Genomic DNA, 16,697 nt, shown 5'->3' with positions numbered 1-16,697 from the left:
CCCCCCCCCCCCCCCCCCCCCCCCCCCCCCCCCCCCCCCCCCCCCCCCCCCCCCCCCCCCCCCCCCCCCCCCCCCGCAGCTCAGAGCAACGCCCGCCTCAGAGCGGCGTCCCCGCATCCAGCCCGAAGATCACCCCTGCCTCGGCAAACAGCAGGTAGTCCACGTCCTCGACCGCGTGGTCCACCTCGGCGTCCCGGCTCCGGTCTTCCTCGAGGAAGGCGAGCGGCCCGGAGGCCCCCTGCCCCGCCCCGCGCAGATGCACCGGATCGGCGCCGTTGAAGGACGAGACCTGCCCGATCAGCGACCCGTCCTCGTATCCCGGCAGCGCCGCAAGCTGCGCCACCTGGTGGCTCAGCGACCCGGCATCCGAGGCCATGAAGTCGAAATGGTCCCCGCTTTCGATCGCCACCCAGCCGACGGTTTCCGTCGCGTGGCCGCCGAAGTTGAGCAGGTCCTCCTCCTCCATCGCCACCTCGAACCGGTCGGCGCTGTCATTGCGGATGCGGGTCGAGACGTAATCGACGCCGTTGACCGTCTGCACCTGCGCGAACAGCGCCGCGTCGTTCATCGGCTGGTGCACCACCGTCTCGAACCCGGCCGAGGTCAGCTTCGCCGTCTCCAGCGCCCCCGCCTCGATCAGCGCGCCGTTCGGCAGCATCCAGGACCCCTGCTCGACGACCATGAAGTTGACCGTCTCGACAGCGTGGAACCCGTCGCCCGAGCCGTCCTCCTGCAGGCGCATCACCGCGCCGTCGCCGTCGAGGCCGTCGATCCGCACGACCACCGCCGCGGCCCCGGCGACGCCCGCCACGAAGGCGATCAGCACCGGGTTCTCGAAGCTCGCGTCGAAATCGACGCTGACCGGATTGTGGCTCATCTGGACCGTGCCGAACTCGATCACCGGGCGCAGTTCCGCGCCCGCGACCGTCATCGCGCCGGTCGAGGACACGGCGATGTAATCCACCGTCTCGCCGAAATGGCCGATCTCGGCGTCGGCGCTGGTGTCCTCCTCGACGAAGACCCGGAACCCCTCCTGCGTCACGGCGGTCCCGCGCGCATGGGCCGGGTCGGCGCCGGCATAGCTGCTCAGCCCCGCCACGACGCCCGCCGGGTATTCGAACCCATGATCGAAGCCCACCAGCTTCGGCACATGGCTGACGCCGGAGACGGAGCCCGCCTCCCACACCAGGTCGCCCCAGGCGCCGGTCCCGGCCTCGAGCGCGACCCAGCCCACGTCTTCCTGCGCGTGCCAGCTGTCGTTGTTGGCCTCTTCCTCCTGCATCGCGATGCTGAACCCGTCCGGGCCGACATCCTTCGTCCGCGTCACCACGAAATCCGCGCCATTGCTGCTCTGCACCTGGGTCAGCAGCACGGGCGCCGCGTCGAAGCCGCGCTCGAGCGTGATCGCCTCGAACCCGTTCGCCGTGGTGCCGTCGAGCTGCGCGACCCCCGCCTGCATGACCGAGCCATCGGGCATCAGCCAGGTCCCGGCCTCGACCACCATCACGGTCACCGCCTCGGCCGCATGGCCGCCGTCGAGATGGTTCGGCTCCTGCAAGCGCAGCGTCGCGCCGGTCCCGGTCAGCTCGTCCACCCGCACCGTCACCGGCTGCAATCCCTGCCGGCTCTGCACGAAGGCGATCACCACCGGGTCGTCATAGGTTTCGTTGAAGCTCAGCGCATAAGCCGCGTCGCTCAGCGAAGTCTCGTGGAACTCCATGATCGTCCGCGCGCCCGCGCCCGCAAGCGCCACGGGCCGGACCAGCAGGCTGGAATCCTCCGCATGGCCCGCGCCGTCGGCGTCGAACACCACGTGATAGCGCCCGTCCGCGGGCGGCGTGACCTCGAGGCTGAAGGACGCCCCGAGCGGCAGCACCGCGTCGTAGATCACCGCGCCCTCGGCATCGATCACCTTCACCCCGCGGGTCGCCGCGCTGGACTCCGCCGACAGCGCCTCGCCGCTCGTGATCTCGTAGGCGACCCCGCCCTCCAGGTCGACCGCGATCCAGTCCTCGTCCTCCGCCGTCTCCAGCCCGGCCCGGACCAGCCCCCCGACGGGCGCCACCGTGGCCGAGGCCGCGTCGTTCCCGTGGTCGTCCAGCGCCACCACCTCGATCACGTAATCGCCGGTCCCCAGCCCCACCTCGTTGGCCGAGATGTGGAACACCCCCGTCGCCCAGGGCGAGAAGGTCAGCTGCGCATCCAGCCCGTCGCCGAAATCGTCGTTCTCGGCCACCACGTCCCCGGCGGGGTTGAGCAGGAACAGCTCCGGGTCGTGCAGCGCATCGCCCGCGGCCGGGTCCCCGGTCATCGAGATGGTGTAGACCCGCCCCGCCAGCAGCTCGACCGCCCACCAGTCCTCGTCATGGTCGACATCGATCGACCCGTGGACCGGCGTCCCCACCGACGCCGCCCCCGCGCCCGCGGCCGTGTTCCCGGCCTCGTCCGCATAGACGGTGATCCGCGTGCCCGGCCCGGCATTGGCCTCGTCGCTCTCGGCCACCGCGTTGAGCGGGTCGATGATCGCGCCGACATAGTAATCCCCCGGCGCCAGCCCCGAGAGGTCCAGCACCCCGGAGGTCGCGAGATCCGCCAGCACCCCGCCCGCGCCCAGGGCGCCGCCGGTCCAGGTCAGCGCCCCCAGCAGCCGGTCCGAGCCGTCGATCACCGCATCCGCCGAGAGGCGGAACGCCACCCGCCACCCCGCCGCGGCGTCGCCGTCCCCGGCATTGGCCACGTCGAAGCCCAGCTCGACCGCCGAGCCGTCGGACCAGTCGGCCCCGCCTTCCACGCTCACGGCCGAGACCACGAGATCCGGCAGCGGCGTGCGCGCGACCTCCAGCGCATAGCCCCCCAGCGCGTCACCGCCGGAGATCCAGTCGCCCTCGACCAGCACCTGGTGCAGCCCCGACCGGGCGGCGGTGAACACCACCTCGGTCGGGTCGATCCCGTCATAACCGTAATCCTCGGCCACCAGGTTCCCGTCGGCGTTGTAGACCGCCACGTGCCCGGCCAGCTGCGGCGACGCCCCGTCGCCCGACAGCGTCATGCGGTATTCGCGCCCGGCCTCCAGCTCCACCTCGAACCAGTCCGGGTCGCCGACCGCCTCGGCCTCGCCCGTCACGGTCCCGTTCATCACCGCCGGGGACGCCTCCCAGGCCCAGTCGCCATGATCGTCCTCGACCACCGTGATCTCGATCACGTTCGACACCTGGTTGGTCTCGTCCAGCTCCTCCACGTCGCCGAACGCGTCGGCGATCACGCCGACCCAGTAAGTCCCCGCGGGCAGCCCCAGCGGGATCGACAGCGTGGAATACACCCGGTCCAGCCCGCCCATCGACACCGCCGTGCCGTAGGCGACGTCCAGCCGCGTGTCGAACTCATCGACCACCGCATCCGTCGACAGGTAGACCGCCGAGACGGATGCCGGCGCATCCGCCGTGCCGTGGTTCCAGATGTTCCACACCGCGTCGACGCTGGCGCCGTCGATGATCTCGGTCGCGGCGACCTGGAACATCTCGGGCGTCAGGTCCGGCAGCGGCGCCTCGACCGCCGTCAGCGCATAGCGCCCCAGCGCCTCGGGGCCGAAGCCCCCGAGCCCCGAGACCGCGATGCTGTGCAGCCCCGTCTCCAGCGCGACGAAGCTCAGCTGCGCCGGGTCGCCCCCCGGACGGGCGGTGTCTTCGCCGAGCCAGTCCCCCGACGGCCCGCGCGCCTCGAGGTCGGCCGCGACCAGCGGATCCCCGCCATCCCCGAGCAGCTGGAAGTCGTAGCGCACACCCGCCACCAGGTCGAAGGCGAACACGTCCACGTCGCCCGCATAATCCACCACGCCGGTCACCGGCGCGCCCAGCACGCCCGCCGTGGCCGACCCCGCATCGTTCCCGTGATCCTCGGCCGCGATGGTGATCTGAACCGCGTTCGTCCAGTTGTCGGTCTCGTCGACCTCCGCCACCGCGCCGTCCGGGTCCACCATCGCCGCGACCCAGTAGGTCCCCGGCGCCAGCCCCTCGGGCACGGTCCAGCCGCCCCCGGCCACGAAACCCGCGCCCGCGGGCAGCGGCTCATAGCCCCTGTCCGTCGCCAGCGCGACATCCGAGGCGTCCACCACCGCGTCCGTCGACAGGTACAGCCGCGAGACGGAGGAGGACGCATCCGCGGTCCCGCCGCTCACCACGTCCCAGCTCGCATCGAGGTACTGCCCGTGCACCAGCGACGCATCGACCAGCGACAGCAGGCTCGCCTCCAGGTTCGGCCCCGGCGCGATGGCCGCGCTGACCTGGTAGGTCCCGCCCCCGGCCCCGGCCTGTTCGGCCGAGAGGTAGAAGGTCCCCGTCTCGGTCGCGACCCAGGTGATCTGCGACTCCAGGTTCGCGCCGCCCCCCGGGATATCGTCGTTGAATTCCAGCCAGGTCCCGTCCGCGTCGCGCAGCCCCAGCCACGGGTCCGGGAGAGAGCCGACGCCCGAATCCTGGCTCATCATGTCGAACACGTAGGTCCGGCCCGCCACCAGCTCGACCGCGAACATGTCGACGTCCCGCCAGATCTCGAGCTCCCCGCCCAGGGTCTCGCCGATGGCCAGCGGCGTCGCCCCGTCGGCGTCGTCCGCGTGGTCGTCCGCGACGATGGTCACCGTGACCCGCTCGGAATAATTGTTGTCCTCGTCGTACTCGCCGACCACGCGCCAGAAATCGAGGCCCAGGTCGAACTCCCAGACCCCCGGGGTCAGCTCCGCGGGCAGGGCCGAGACCCCCGAGACCGCCCGGCTCTCCCCCGCGAAAAGCCCCGCGATCTCGGGGCCCAGCTCCCCGTTCTCCTTGAGGCCGTCGGCGGTGTCGAACACCTGCAGCAGCGGCGTGAACGCGGCCGTGCCGGCGTCGCCGACATTGGTCGCCGTGAAGCTGTATTCCAGCAGCTCGTGGCTGCGCAGAACCGTCTCGTCGATGACGAAGTTGGAAACCGCCAGGTCCGGCGTCGGCTCCATCCACGCCGTCAGCTCGTAATCCCCCCCGCCCGTCTGCGTCGAGGCGCCGACCAGGTAGACCCCCGTGGTCTCGGCCCGGTACAGGATCGACGTCGCGGGATCCGACCCGAACGGGTAGTCCACGGCGACCAGCGCGTCGCCCGGATCGCGCAGCTCCAGCCGCGGCGCCTCCAGCAGGTAGCCGCCCGCGTCCTGGCCCAGCATGGTGATGCGATAGGTGGTCCCGGCGATCATGTTCATCTCGAACGAGTCGACGTCGGCCGCATCCTCGATCGCGCCCCAGACCCGCGCGCCGGGGGAGAGCCAGCCGTAATCCGAGCTCTCCCCCTGCTGGTCGCCGAGGATGGTCTGGTAGAGGGCGCCGCCCTGGTTGTCCGTCTCGTTGGACTCCAGCACCACGTCGTCCGGGTCCACGTAGAACATCACCGACGCGCCGCCCAGCGGCAGGGCCGTCAGGTCATGGCTCTGGTAGGGATCGAGCGACAGGGTCACCGTCTCGCCCGCGTCCAGCTCCAGCCCCTCGAACCGCTCGAGCAGCACCCGCGTGCCGTCCACGTCGCTCTCGAGCCAGATCTCCGCCGCGAACACCCCCGAGGCCGACCCGCCCTCGTTCGTGACGTCCATCTCGGCCGAGAGCCGGTCGTACAGAAGCTTGTCCCCCTCGCCGCCGGCATAGGCGGTGATGTCGAGGTTCGGCGCCAGCGAGGTCGCGGTCAGCGTGTAGGTCCCCGTCTCGGTCCCGAAGCCGTCCGCCACCACGTAATGGACCCCCGAGGCGCCGGGCGTGTAGGTGATGCGCGAATCCAGGTTCCCCGCCCCGAAATCGATGTCGTCGTTGACCGCGACCTCGGCGCCCGCGGAATCGCGCAGGTGCAGCACCGGGTCCGACAGCGTGCCCGCGCCGCCGGAGAACGCCGTCATCTCGAACACGTACTCCACCCCGGCGGTGAGGGTCAGCGCGAACCAGTCCTCGTCCGTCGCCGCCTCGATGCTGCCGACCGCGCTGTCCCAGTAGCCCGTGCCGACCGCCAGGTCCCAGAGCTCGGCCGACGCCGCGCTCTCGCCGTGGTCGTCCACGATGAACTGGGCGGTGAGGGCGGACATCCACCCGTTGTCCCCCTCGTCGCTCTCGCCCTCGTAGCCGGTCGGGTCGGCATAGGCGCCGATGCCCATGGTCACGCCCGTGCCGATGGCGTCGATCATCGACTGGGTCACGGTGATGGTGCGGGTCACCACCTGCTCGCCCCCCGGCAGGATCTGGGTCGGGATCGCGTGAAAGGCGATCACCAGGTCCGCGCCCGGGTCCACCGCCCCGTCCGCCGACAGGTACAATCCCGACAGCGCCAGCCCCGACCCGTCTCCGGTGTTGCGCACCGTCCAGCTGATCGTGATCTCGTCGCCCACCGACCAGGCCGACACCGCCGGCCCGGACTGGATGATGGACCCCTCCACGATCTGGAAATTCGGCAGGGCCGGGCCCGAGATCCGCCCATAGCCGACCTCGTACGCCCCGGTATAGGAGAGCGTGCCGTACGCGTCCGCCCAGACGTAATGCCAGCCGGTCGTCACCGCCGTGTATTCGATATACGAATGGTGCAGGACGAACTGCCCGAGCCCGTCATCGTAGTAATCGTCGTTCGACACCAGCGTCACGCCCGCCGCGTCCGACAGGGTCAGCACCGTGTCGCCCAGCTCGCCGGCCCCGGTCCCCCCCCACATGTCGAAGACGTATTCCGCGCCCGAGACCAGCCACACCCGGTACACGTCCACGTCCGCCGGGTCCTCGATGGTCCCCACGACATAGGTGTCGATCGGCATCCCCACGGTCGAGGAGGTGTCGTCGGGCACCGTGTCCCCCGCCCCCACGGACATGGTGATGTCATCGGGCAGAAAGGTGATGGCGGTGGAAATCGGATCGGTCATGCGGGCGCTCCCCAGAAATGCGCAAGCGCCCGGGCGGCCGTCTCTCCCCAGATCGGCGGCGGCCCCGGCGCCATGAGTCTGACGCCGAAGCTAACCTTTTCTTCACCTTGCCGCACAGGGGGTTTCGCTTGAAATCCGGGGCCGGGGCGCGGGCGCCGTTGCAATGCGCCCGCAGGGGGCGGCGCGACCCGGCGGCGCCGCTGGACCGGGGTTCAGCGGCGATGAAGGCGCCTCAGTCCGTCTTGCGCACCCGCGCCGCCGACTTGTCCGCGAAAGCCGCCAGCCGTTCGCGCGCCGGGGCCTGGGTGTTGACCACGCCCGCCACCACCGCCTCGGCATAGGCCGCGTCCAGCGCCGACATGTTCTGCATGTGGCTGATCGCGCTGCAGATGGCGAAGTTGGTCAGCGGCAGGTTCTCGGCCGCCCGCTGCGCCAGCGCCAGCGCCTTGCCGAACACGTCATTGTCCACCTTGTACTGCGCCAGGCCCACGTCGACCGCCTCCTGCCCGTGATAGACGCGGCCCATCAGCATCATGTCGATCATCCGCGCCTTGCCCACCAGGTCGGCCACCCGGATCGTCGCGCCGCCGCCGGTGAACAGGCCCCGCTGCCCCTCGGGCAGCGCGAAATACGTGCTGTCATCCATCACCCGCACATGGGCCGAGCTCGCCAGCTCCAGCCCCCCGCCGACCACCGCGCCCTGCAAGGCGGCGATCACCGGCACGCCGCCATATTCCATCTTGTTGAACGCCTCGTGCCAGCGCAGGCAGACATGCATGAAATCCTCGGGCGCGCGGTCGGCGTCGTGGTGCTCGATCAGGTCGAGCCCGGCGCAGAAATGGTCCCCCGCCCCGGCCAGCACCACCGATTTCACCCCCGCGAACCGGGCCTTCGAGAAGAACTCCACCAGCTCCTCGATCGTCGCCGGGTCCAGCGCGTTGCGCTTGTGCGGCCGGTTCACCGTCACCACCCAGACGCCGTCGTCGCGCGGCTCGAGCAGCAGGTTTTCAAACTGGGCGGGGTCGAGGGTGACGGCCATGGCGCGGGCTCCTTGCTGGTGTTCCGCGCCTCCCCTAACCCGCCGCGCCCCGCCCCGCCAATCGCCGCCGCGGACGGATGATTTGCCCAAAGTGACAAAATCGGCCATCTTCACGCCCCATGAGCGTCCCTGACATGCCGATACTGCCGACCGTCTCCCGCGCCCTGATCGGCGACTGGCTGGGCGCCATCGCCGCCATCGCGCCCCCGGCGCAGGCGCGCGGCTTCCTGCAGGGCGCCGGCCTCGCCCCCGCCGCCTCGCCCGCGACGCGGGTGACCCATGACCAGATCGTGCGCCTCTACCAGCTCGCCGCCACCGGCTCGGGGGACGAGATGATGGGCCTCTGGTCGCGCCCGATCCGCTCGGGCGCGCTGAAGCACCTCTGCGCCTCGGTGCGCGGCGCCTCCTCGCTCGGCGCCGCGCTCTACCGCTTCACCACCTTCTGGAACCTGCTGCTCGACGATCACCGCCTGGCGCTGGAGGGCCCCGGCCTCACCGTCGCCCTGCGCCCTTCCGGGGACGCCCCCCCTGCCCCGCCGAACCGCTTCGGCCAGGCGCTGATGCTCAAGCTCGCCCATGGCATCGCCTCCTGGCTCGCGGGACGCGAATTGCCGGTCGAGGCGGTGGGCCTGCCCTTCCCCCGCCCGCCCTTCGCCGCCGACTACGCGGTGCTGTTCCCCGCCCCCGTCGCCTTCGACGCGCCCTGCGCCTTCCTGCGCCTGTCGGCCGAGTTCGCCCCCCTGCCCGCCGCGCGCACCGACGCCGAGATGCGCGCCTTTCTCGAGCGCGCGCCGCGCGACTGGATCTTCACCAGCTTCCGCGAGCACGCCCTGCCGCTGCGGGTGCGCGAGCTGGTGCAGCTCTCGCCCGGCCTGTCGCTGCCGCTCCCCGCCGCGGCGGCGGCGCTGCACCTGACCCCGCGCACGCTGATGCGCCGGCTCGACGCCGAGGGCACCTCCTTCCAGGCGATCCGCGACGGTCTGCGCCGGGACATCGCGCTGCGCGACCTCGCCCAGGGCGGCCGCAGCATCGAGGCGATCGCGCAGGAGCTCGGCTTCGCCTCGGCCGCCACCTTCCACCGCGCCTTTCGCCGCTGGACGGGGACGACGCCGGGGACGGTGCGGCGCGGGGCGAAGTCTTAACCGAATAGAAACCTGCGTTTACTTAACGCTCGGGGATTTTACTTGGAAGTTGGGAATTTTCGCCGCACTTCATTGCAAATTACTACTTGCGCAGCCGCATATTCACGAAAACCCAAGAAAACGCGAAATGACGACTCTCCCGCATCCCACCTTCCCCACGGGGAAGATCCGCGCATGAAAAAGGCCGCGGAGCGCCCTGCCCCGCGGCCTTCCCCGTTCGTCCTTGATCTTCCCCGCGGGGAAGATTTCCCCGCTCAGTCGTCCAGCGCGGCGTAGAACGCCGCCACCGCCCGCTCCAGCCGCTGCCGGTCATAGGCGGTGAAATCCGTCTCGCCGCGCAGCTCCAGCCGCCCGTTGGCGGCGGTGCATTTCGCCTCGCCATCCGGGCGCGACAGGCGGAAGGTCATCTTCCCCGCCCGCCCGCTGCGCGCCTTCGGCTTCGGCTTCGCCGCCCCCGGCTCCGGGTCATGCGCCAAGTCGTCGGCGGCGGTGAAGCCGCGCAGGATCGCCAGCTCCTCGTTCGCGTCGCGGTCCGGGTGCGCCTCCAGCGCCTGGATCAGCTCGGCCAGCCCGCCCGGCTCCGCCTCGATCCGCGCCCGCACCGCCAGCCCGAGGTTCCGCGGCAGCGCCGGGGCGAATTTCAACCGCCCGCCGAGAGCCTCCAGCAGCTGCGCGAAGGCCCGGATATAGGAGCGTTTCTGGTAGCCCGCCGATTTGAACAGCGTCGCCACCGCCTTGTCCGCGTCCGCGCACGCGATCTGCGGGTCGGCGGCATAGGCGCGGGCCAGCTCGGCCATCTCGGCGAAGGAGATGTCCTTGCGGACCATGTTCTCATCCACCATCCGCCGATACGCGGTCTCGAGGTCCTGCTCCGGCGCCATCGCCGCGGGAATGGTGGCGAAAGCCGCCTCCCCCGTCTCGGCCAGCAGCGCCTTGAAGGCCTGCAGCCGGCGCCAGCCCTGGACCAGTTCGAACCGGTCGCCATGGCGCTCGACCCGGATCGGGTTCGACAGGCCCAACTCGCGGATCGAGGCGATGAGTTCGGGCAGCTCCGCGTCCTCGCCCGGCGCGCGGTCGCGGGTCAGCTTCTCGGCGTCCACCGCATCCAGCGGGATCCGCTCGAGCACCAGCCCCTCGGATTTCAGCCGCACATGTTCATGCGCCAGCGCGTCGTTCTCGGCGCGGATGGCTTCCTCCAGCGCCTTGCGTTCCCGCAGGCTTTCAGCGTTCTCGCGCACGGCCGAGGCCATGGGCCCGGGCCGCCCGGCGCCGCGGCGCGACGGGGTCGGCGCGGGAACCTCGGTCTCGGGCTCGTCCTCGGGCAGGTCGATCTGGAATACGCGGCGGCGGCTCATGCTGCGGTCTCCTCGGCCTCGATGCCGTCCCAGGTCAGGTGGATGGCGTCCCTGAATTCCTCGTAGGCGCGGTCGAAGCTCTTGCGCGCCCGTTTCCATGTCTCGCGGGTCATGTCGCGGTAGTCGATCTCGTAGACCGAACACAGGAACCGCCCGGATTGCTCCACCGCGCGGGTCAGCTCCACCGGGTGCTCGGCCACGTTGTCGCCGAATACCTTGCGGAACGCGTCGAACATGGCGACGTGCAGGTCATTCCCGGGCTCATACCGCGTCATCAGGAAGCGGATGTCGTGGAAGGCCTTCGGCAGCGAAACCTTCCCCGTGGGGAAGTCGGCGAACCCGTCCGAGAGGTCGGCGAGCGCTTCGGAGAGCTGCCCGATGAAGGAGGTGGTGCTGTCATATTCCCAGTAGCCGGGGCCCGAGGGGATATAGAGCATGTCGGCTGCGAAGACCGCGTTCATCGACTGGTAGCCGATGGCCGGCGGGCAGTCGAAGAGGATCAGGTCGTAGTCTTCGTCCGGCAGGGCGTCGAGATAGCGCGCGACGCAGGCGAAGAAGGACCATTCGGGGTTGAGGTGCCGGTACTGCGCCGAGGCGAATTCCACGAAGGCGGCGTTGGCGCAGGAGGGGATGATGTCGATGGTCGACCAGGCGGTGCGGTGGATGAAATCGCCGGGGCGCAGCTCGGACAGGCCGAGATCGCGGATCGAGGCGGGCAGGGTGCGCTTCGGCGCGGCCCGGCCGGTGGCGGCGCCCGCGGGGGCGGCGTTCATGCGGTCGGTCTCCCGCACCAGGTCGCGGGCCATGATGCCCCAGACGGTGTGATCCTCGGAGACGTCCGTCAGGCCCATGGAGTGGGAGAGGGTGGCCTGCGGGTCGAAATCGACCAGGAGCACGCGGTAGCCGTCGAGCGCGGCGGCATGGGCGAAGTGGAGCGCCACGGTGGACTTGCCGGCGCCGCCCTTGAAGTTGGCGACGGCGGCGCGCACGGCCCGCTTGCCCGCGGGGCGGTGGGGCAGGAGGGGCTTGCGCGAGAACTTCATGCGCCGGCGCAGCTCGTTGATCTCCTCGAGCGAGAACCAGCGCTGGCGGCCCTCCTCCTCGACCTCGCCGCCGGGCAGGGACGGGTCGGCGGCGAGCTTGCCGCGGAAGGTGCTCTGGTTCACCTTGAAGATCAGCTCGGCCACCTCCCAGGAGGAGAAGCGGCGCAGGGTCTTTTCATGCTCGGGCGAGAAGGTCTGCTTGCGGATCCAGCTCTGCATCTTCAGAGACTGGGCCTGCATCGCCGCGAGATCCGTGTGGTCGTACATTGGGGGACGCCTCGGAACGTTGTTTCTGCTCTGCCTATGATTTACGTTGAATCGCAGAAAAACGCAAAACGCCAATTCTGCGTTCCCCGGGAAAAGCGTTGGGCCTGGCGAATCGGCGGCGGCCGGGCGGCGGGCCGGAGAACGGCCCCGCGCGGGAGGCTCGATTTAGCGCCCGCGGGAAATAGGGGGACAAGATCGGCCCCTTTTCGCCCGAAAGGGGGACATGAAAGCCCCGAAAGGGGGACGCATGGGCTGTCCCCCTACACCTTGGACACCAATTTTTTCATGAATGAAAAAGGGGGAAGGGGCGATCCGATCCAACGCTAATCCGGGACGGCTTGACATTTGCGGCCGAACGGACGCTAATTCTCTCAGCTTGGTGGAAAGCGCCGAGTCAGGCTGGAGCGGCGAAAAGCCGACGGGGCCGGAGCGAGCAGAATGATCCCGGGCGGCGGGCGGGTCCATGACCGCCTGCCATGACCGGGACGCAATACGGGCGGTCAGCGATGAGCGCGAGAACTGGAGCGTCGCCGCGGGCGGCGTCGACCAAGTATGACCTGCTGGCCGCGCTGTCGGCGCAGGCCCTGCGCGGGGGGAAGATCGGCGAGCGGCTGACGCTGCGGCTCGTGACCCTGATCACGGCGCGGTACAACTGGGCGCGGGACGAGCTGTCGATCGGCCGGGCGGAGATCGCGCGGCTGTGGTCGGTGGACGAGCGCACGGTGAAGCGCGAGATCGGCAAGCTGAAGCAGGCCGGGTTCCTGGTGGTGAAGCGGCCCGGCGTGCGCGGGCGGGTCACGGTCTATGGACTGGGGCTGGAGGCGCTGCGGGCGGCGACGCAGGAGGCGGCGGTCGCGCTCGGGCCCGATTTCGAGGAACGGCTGGCGCCGGGCGCGGGGCAGGGGGACGCGGCGGCGGGCGGCGAGGTGGTGCCGTTCCCGGGCGCGCCTGCCGGGGCCGCGGGCGGCGCGTCGTCTCCGGCGGCGGGTCCGGCGGAATGGCAGGCGATCCGCGGCGCGCTGCAGAAGCGCAACCCCGACCGCTTCGCGTGCTGGTTCGCCGCGCTCGAGGCCGAGAGCGACGGCGCGGGGGGGCTGGTGCTGCGCGCGCCGACGGGGTTCCTGGCGCGCTATGTCGGCCAGCACTATTCCGAGGACCTGCGCGCGGCGGCGATCGAGGCCGGGGTGCGGGTCGGTGCGCTGGCGCTGGCGGGCCCGGAGGCGTGAGACGCGCGTGGGTGATGCTGGCCGCGGCGGCGGCCCTGGGCGCCGGGGCGGTGGTGCAGGGCGGTTCGGCGCTGCTCTACCACCTCACGGTGATGCCCCTCGCGGTCGCAGCCCTTGCGCTGGCGGGAGGCTGGGCGGGCGGCGTCCTGGGGCTGCTGGCGCTGGTCGTCGCGGTCCCCTGGGCGAGCTGCACCTGGTCCTATCCCGATGACCCGCTGTGCCCGGGGGTGAGCCTGCTGGTCGGCTTGATCGCGGCAGGCATCGCCGTCGCGATCATCGCTGTTGGATGGTTGATCCGGCGGGGCAGGGGGGGCAAGCCCCTGTCCTGACAGGGTTATTGCTGGTGAATATATGTCCCCGGCGCATCGCAGAGCGCGGGGAGCGGCCCGTCCCCGGGGATCCGCGCCGGAACGTCGGCGCTGCTGCGGGCGGCCAGCCACGCCTCCCACGGCGTCCACCAGGAGCCGTCCTCGGGCGCATGGGTCGCGAGCCAGGCGTCGGGGTCGACATAGAGCCCCCCGGCGGGCCGGTGCGACAGGCGCATGTGGCGCGCGTGCCCGCCGGGTTCCGAGACGATGCCGCGATTGTGCCCGCCCGAGACCAGCGCGAAGGTCAGGTCGCAATCGGTGAAGAGCCGCGTCTTGTAGACCGAGCGCCAGGGCGCGATGTGGTCCGCCTCGGTCGCCACCACGAACATCGGCGCGCGGATGTCCTTCAGCGCGATGGTGCAGCCTTCGACCGAGAAGCGCCCGGCGGAGAGGCGGTTCTCGAGGAACAGCCCGCGCAGGTACTCGGAATGCATCCGGGCGGGCATCCGGGTGGTGTCCTGCGACCAGGCCCCCATGTCGTCGGGAAGCTCCTGCATCCCGAGGAAATAGCGGCGCACGCCGCGCGACCAGATCAGGTCCTCGGCCCGGATCGCCGAGAAGGCGCGGGCCATCTGCGGGCGGTCGAGATAGCCTTGCTCCCACATCATGTCCTCGAGCCAGGCGATCTGGGATTCGTCGAGGAAGAGGAGGAGTTCCCCGGCCTCGGCGAAATCCACCTGCGCGGCCATGAGGGTGATGGAGGCGAGCCGGTCGTCCCCGTCGCGGGCCATGGCGGCGGCGGCGATGGCGAGCATGGTGCCCCCGAGGCAGTAGCCCGCGGCGTGGACCTTTTGGTCCGGGATGATCTTGCCGATGGCGTTCATGGCCGCGCCGATGCCGCGCAGGCGATAATCCTCGAGCGAGAGGTCCGCCTGGTCCGCGGTGGGGTTGCGCCAGGAGATCATGAAGACGGTGAACCCCTGCCGGACCAGGTGGCCGACCATGGAATTGTCCGGCCGCAGGTCGAGGATGTAGTACTTCATGATCCAGGCCGGGACGACCAGGATCGGTTCCGCGTGGACGGTTTCCGTCTGCGGGCTGTACTGGATCAACTCCATGAGATCGTTGCGGAAAACGACTTTCCCGGGGGTGATGGCGAGGTCCTCGCCGACGCGCACGCCCTCGGCCGGGGGATCGCGGCGCTGGGAGAGGGCGTGGAGCGCGTCATGGGCGAAATTCGCGGCGCCCTCGGCCAGGTTGCGCCCGCCCGAGGCGCGGATCGCCTCGAGGATCTCGGGGTTGAGGGCGGGGAAGTTGGACGGCGAGAGGGTGTCGAGCGCCTGGCGGGCCATGAAGCGGGTGCGGTCGGCCTCGGCCGGATCGAGGCCGCGCAGCCGGTCGGTGGCGGCGTCCCACCAATCCTGGGCGGCGAGGAAGGATTGCCGCCAGAGCGAGAAGGGGAACTGGTCCCAGCCCTGGTGGTGGAAGCGGTGGTCGAAGGGCTTGGGGGCGAAGGGCGCGGGGGCGTCTGCGCCCTGCATCGCGTGCATGGTGAGCTTCAGGGCGTTCTCGCGGGCGCGTTCGGCCAGCTCCATCTGGCGGCCCGGGGCCTGGGCGAGGGCGAGGGCCCAGTCGGTCCAGGCCTGGATCGGCGCATGGGGGGACACGCCGCCGGTCATGCGCGCGGCGGCGGCGCGCACCGAGCGGTCGAGGCCCTGGTGGCGGTGGCCGGGGCCGGTCGGCGCGGCGGGGCAGGGGGCGGCGCCGGGCGCGCGATGCGGCGCCGGGGCGGCCCTGGCGGCCCCGGTCCTGTCGGCTGTCTTCGCCTCGGCCTTCGCGCCGGTTTTCGCGCCGGTCTGCGCGGCGGCTTTCTCTGCGGCTTTCTCTGCGGCGGTCTTGGCGGGGGCGCGCTTGGGGCGCCGCGTCTCGGCGGATCTGGTCATGGCTCTCCCTCCCCAGGGAATCGGCGGGGCGATCTGGGCGTCGCGCTCCGAAGGGAAACCATGGGGCGGCCGCGGGACCGGCGCCTTGACCTGCGTCATGGCGCGGCGCGTTGCCCGGCGCCGGGGGCGTGTGTATGATGATGTGCTGTTGCAGGAGGAGCGGATGCCAGGGACCGGCGTGAAAAAGCGCACCAACGTGACCATCGACGCCGATGCGCTGTCCGAGGCGCGGGCGCTGGGGCTGAACGTCTCGGCGATCAGCGAGGCGGCGGTGAAGGCGGCGGTGCGCGCGGCCCGGGCGCGGGCCTGGTCGGCCGAGAACGCCGGGGCGCTGGCCGAACGCCGCGCCTGGATCGAGGCGCGGGGCACGCCGCTGGCGGACCTGCAGGTGTTCAAGCCGGGCGGATGAGCGGGCCGGGACGCCCCGGCGGGGCCCGGGCATGACGCAGTTCCACGTGCACCGCCTGCCGGGCGGGCGGCTCGCGCTCGACCTGCAATCGGATTTCATCGACACGGGGACCCGCGTGGTGGCGCCGCTGGTTGCGCTGGACGGGGGGCCGACGCCCCTGCCGCGGCTGGAGCCGGCGGTGGAGGTGGCGGGCGTCGCCTATGCAGTCCACGTGGCCGAGATGGCGGCGGTTCCGTCGGCGATGCTCGGCGCCGCGGTCGCGGACATGACGGGGCGCGATTACGAGATCCGGCGCGCGCTCGACATGGTGTTCTCAGGCTTCTGAGGCCTGGGCGCGGCGGGGCAGGGGGCTTTGCGCGCCGGCGGCGGGGCGCAGGCTGGCCATCAGGTGGTGGAACTTCTCGCCCTGCACGGCGACATGGCCCTTGATCGCGGCGGCGGCGTCCTCGGCGCGGCCCTCGGCGAGGGCGGCGACGATGGCCTCGTGCTCGGCCATCGACTGGCGCAGGCGGCCGCGGACCCGCAGCTGGATCCGGCGGAAGGGCTGCAGGCGCTTGTGCAGCCGCGCGCATTCCTGCTCCAGGAAGCCGTTGCCGGATTCGCGGTAGATGATGGCGTGGAACCGCTCGTTCTCGGCGTAATAGGCGTCGGGCTGGTTGTCCTCGACCGCTTCGAGGCAGCGCTGGTTGGCGTCGCGCAGTTCCTCGAGCGCGGCGTCGGAGATGCGCTGCGCGGCGAGCCGGGCGCAGATCGCCTCCATCTCGGCCATCACCGCGAACATCTCGAACAATTCCACCGGGCCGGGCTGGCGCACGAACACGCCGCGGCGGGGGATGTGCTCGGCCAGGCCCGAGGCGGCGAGGCGGTGCAGCGCCTCGCGCACCGGGGTGCGGGAGACGTTGAACCACTCGGCCAGGAGCGTCTCGTCCAGCCGGTCGCCATCGGCGACCGACCCGTCGAAGATCAGCCCTTCGATGGCCTCCGCGATGATGTCCGACCGTTTGCGTTCCATGGAATGCGTCTACCATAGGGGCGTTCGTGAATGCAACTGCACAGGT

The 16,697-nt window shown here is 71.0% G+C and carries 11 protein-coding genes; 5 read left to right on the top strand and 6 right to left on the bottom strand.

Annotated elements, in window-relative coordinates:
• Positions 1–97: 97 nt before the first annotated feature.
• Both ACQ5SO_RS17080 and ACQ5SO_RS17075 read right to left on the bottom strand, forming a co-directional pair.
• A complete protein-coding gene (locus ACQ5SO_RS17080; protein ID WP_430942842.1) occupies positions 98–6,907 on the bottom strand; it encodes a CARDB domain-containing protein in 6,810 nt (2,269 codons plus the stop codon).
• A 232-nt stretch (positions 6,908–7,139) separates the two neighbouring features.
• A complete protein-coding gene (locus ACQ5SO_RS17075; RefSeq protein WP_430942841.1) occupies positions 7,140–7,946 on the bottom strand; it encodes a crotonase/enoyl-CoA hydratase family protein in 807 nt (268 codons plus the stop codon).
• Positions 7,947–8,080: 134 nt separating this feature from the next.
• On the opposite strand from ACQ5SO_RS17075, the gene ACQ5SO_RS17070 reads away from it, so the two are divergent.
• Positions 8,081–9,088, top strand: a complete 1,008-nt coding sequence (locus ACQ5SO_RS17070; RefSeq protein ID WP_430942840.1) for an AraC family transcriptional regulator — start codon at positions 8,081–8,083, stop codon at positions 9,086–9,088.
• A gap of 254 nt (positions 9,089–9,342) precedes the next feature.
• Here the strand turns inward: ACQ5SO_RS17070 and ACQ5SO_RS17065 are convergent, their stop codons facing one another.
• The gene (locus tag ACQ5SO_RS17065; protein WP_430942839.1) at positions 9,343–10,443 is read right to left on the bottom strand and encodes a ParB/RepB/Spo0J family partition protein; all 1,101 of its coding nucleotides are present in this window, start codon (positions 10,441–10,443) and stop codon (positions 9,343–9,345) included.
• Positions 10,440–11,753 carry an AAA family ATPase gene (locus ACQ5SO_RS17060; RefSeq protein WP_430942838.1) on the bottom strand — a complete coding sequence of 438 codons (1,314 nt, stop codon included), beginning with the start codon at positions 11,751–11,753 and terminating at the stop codon, positions 10,440–10,442. Before ACQ5SO_RS17060 ends, ACQ5SO_RS17065 begins: the two co-directional genes overlap by 4 nt.
• A 506-nt stretch (positions 11,754–12,259) precedes the next feature.
• Between ACQ5SO_RS17060 and ACQ5SO_RS17055 the strand changes: the two genes are divergently transcribed.
• Positions 12,260–12,979 (top strand): DnaA N-terminal domain-containing protein, encoded by a 720-nt coding sequence (locus ACQ5SO_RS17055; RefSeq protein WP_430942837.1) that lies wholly within the window; start codon positions 12,260–12,262, stop codon positions 12,977–12,979.
• The gene (locus tag ACQ5SO_RS17050) at positions 12,976–13,308 is read left to right on the top strand and encodes a hypothetical protein (protein WP_430942836.1); all 333 of its coding nucleotides are present in this window, start codon (positions 12,976–12,978) and stop codon (positions 13,306–13,308) included. Before ACQ5SO_RS17055 ends, ACQ5SO_RS17050 begins: the two co-directional genes overlap by 4 nt.
• 5 nt (positions 13,309–13,313) lie before the next feature.
• Here the strand turns inward: ACQ5SO_RS17050 and ACQ5SO_RS17045 are convergent, their stop codons facing one another.
• A complete protein-coding gene (locus ACQ5SO_RS17045; RefSeq protein WP_430942835.1) occupies positions 13,314–15,230 on the bottom strand; it encodes a PHA/PHB synthase family protein in 1,917 nt (638 codons plus the stop codon).
• A gap of 163 nt (positions 15,231–15,393) precedes the next feature.
• Here ACQ5SO_RS17045 and ACQ5SO_RS17040 point away from each other — a divergent pair, with 163 nt between their 5' ends.
• Together ACQ5SO_RS17040 and ACQ5SO_RS17035 are read left to right on the top strand one after the other, a co-directional pair.
• The gene (locus ACQ5SO_RS17040; RefSeq protein ID WP_430942834.1) at positions 15,394–15,639 is read left to right on the top strand and encodes a type II toxin-antitoxin system CcdA family antitoxin; all 246 of its coding nucleotides are present in this window, start codon (positions 15,394–15,396) and stop codon (positions 15,637–15,639) included.
• 31 nt (positions 15,640–15,670) lie between these two features.
• A complete protein-coding gene (locus tag ACQ5SO_RS17035; RefSeq protein WP_430942833.1) occupies positions 15,671–15,964 on the top strand; it encodes a CcdB family protein in 294 nt (97 codons plus the stop codon).
• On the opposite strand, the gene ACQ5SO_RS17030 is transcribed toward ACQ5SO_RS17035, so the two are convergent.
• Positions 15,953–16,651 (bottom strand): GntR family transcriptional regulator, encoded by a 699-nt coding sequence (locus tag ACQ5SO_RS17030; protein ID WP_430942832.1) that lies wholly within the window; start codon positions 16,649–16,651, stop codon positions 15,953–15,955. The genes ACQ5SO_RS17035 and ACQ5SO_RS17030 overlap by 12 nt on opposite strands.
• Positions 16,652–16,697: the final 46 nt, after the last annotated feature.

It is taken from the genome of Rhodovulum sp. DZ06 (assembly GCF_050586345.1).
Lineage (GTDB): Bacteria > Pseudomonadota > Alphaproteobacteria > Rhodobacterales > Rhodobacteraceae > JBOCEF01.
Note: the sequence above shows the minus strand (reverse complement) of the source record. Positions and strands in the feature narration are given on the sequence as shown.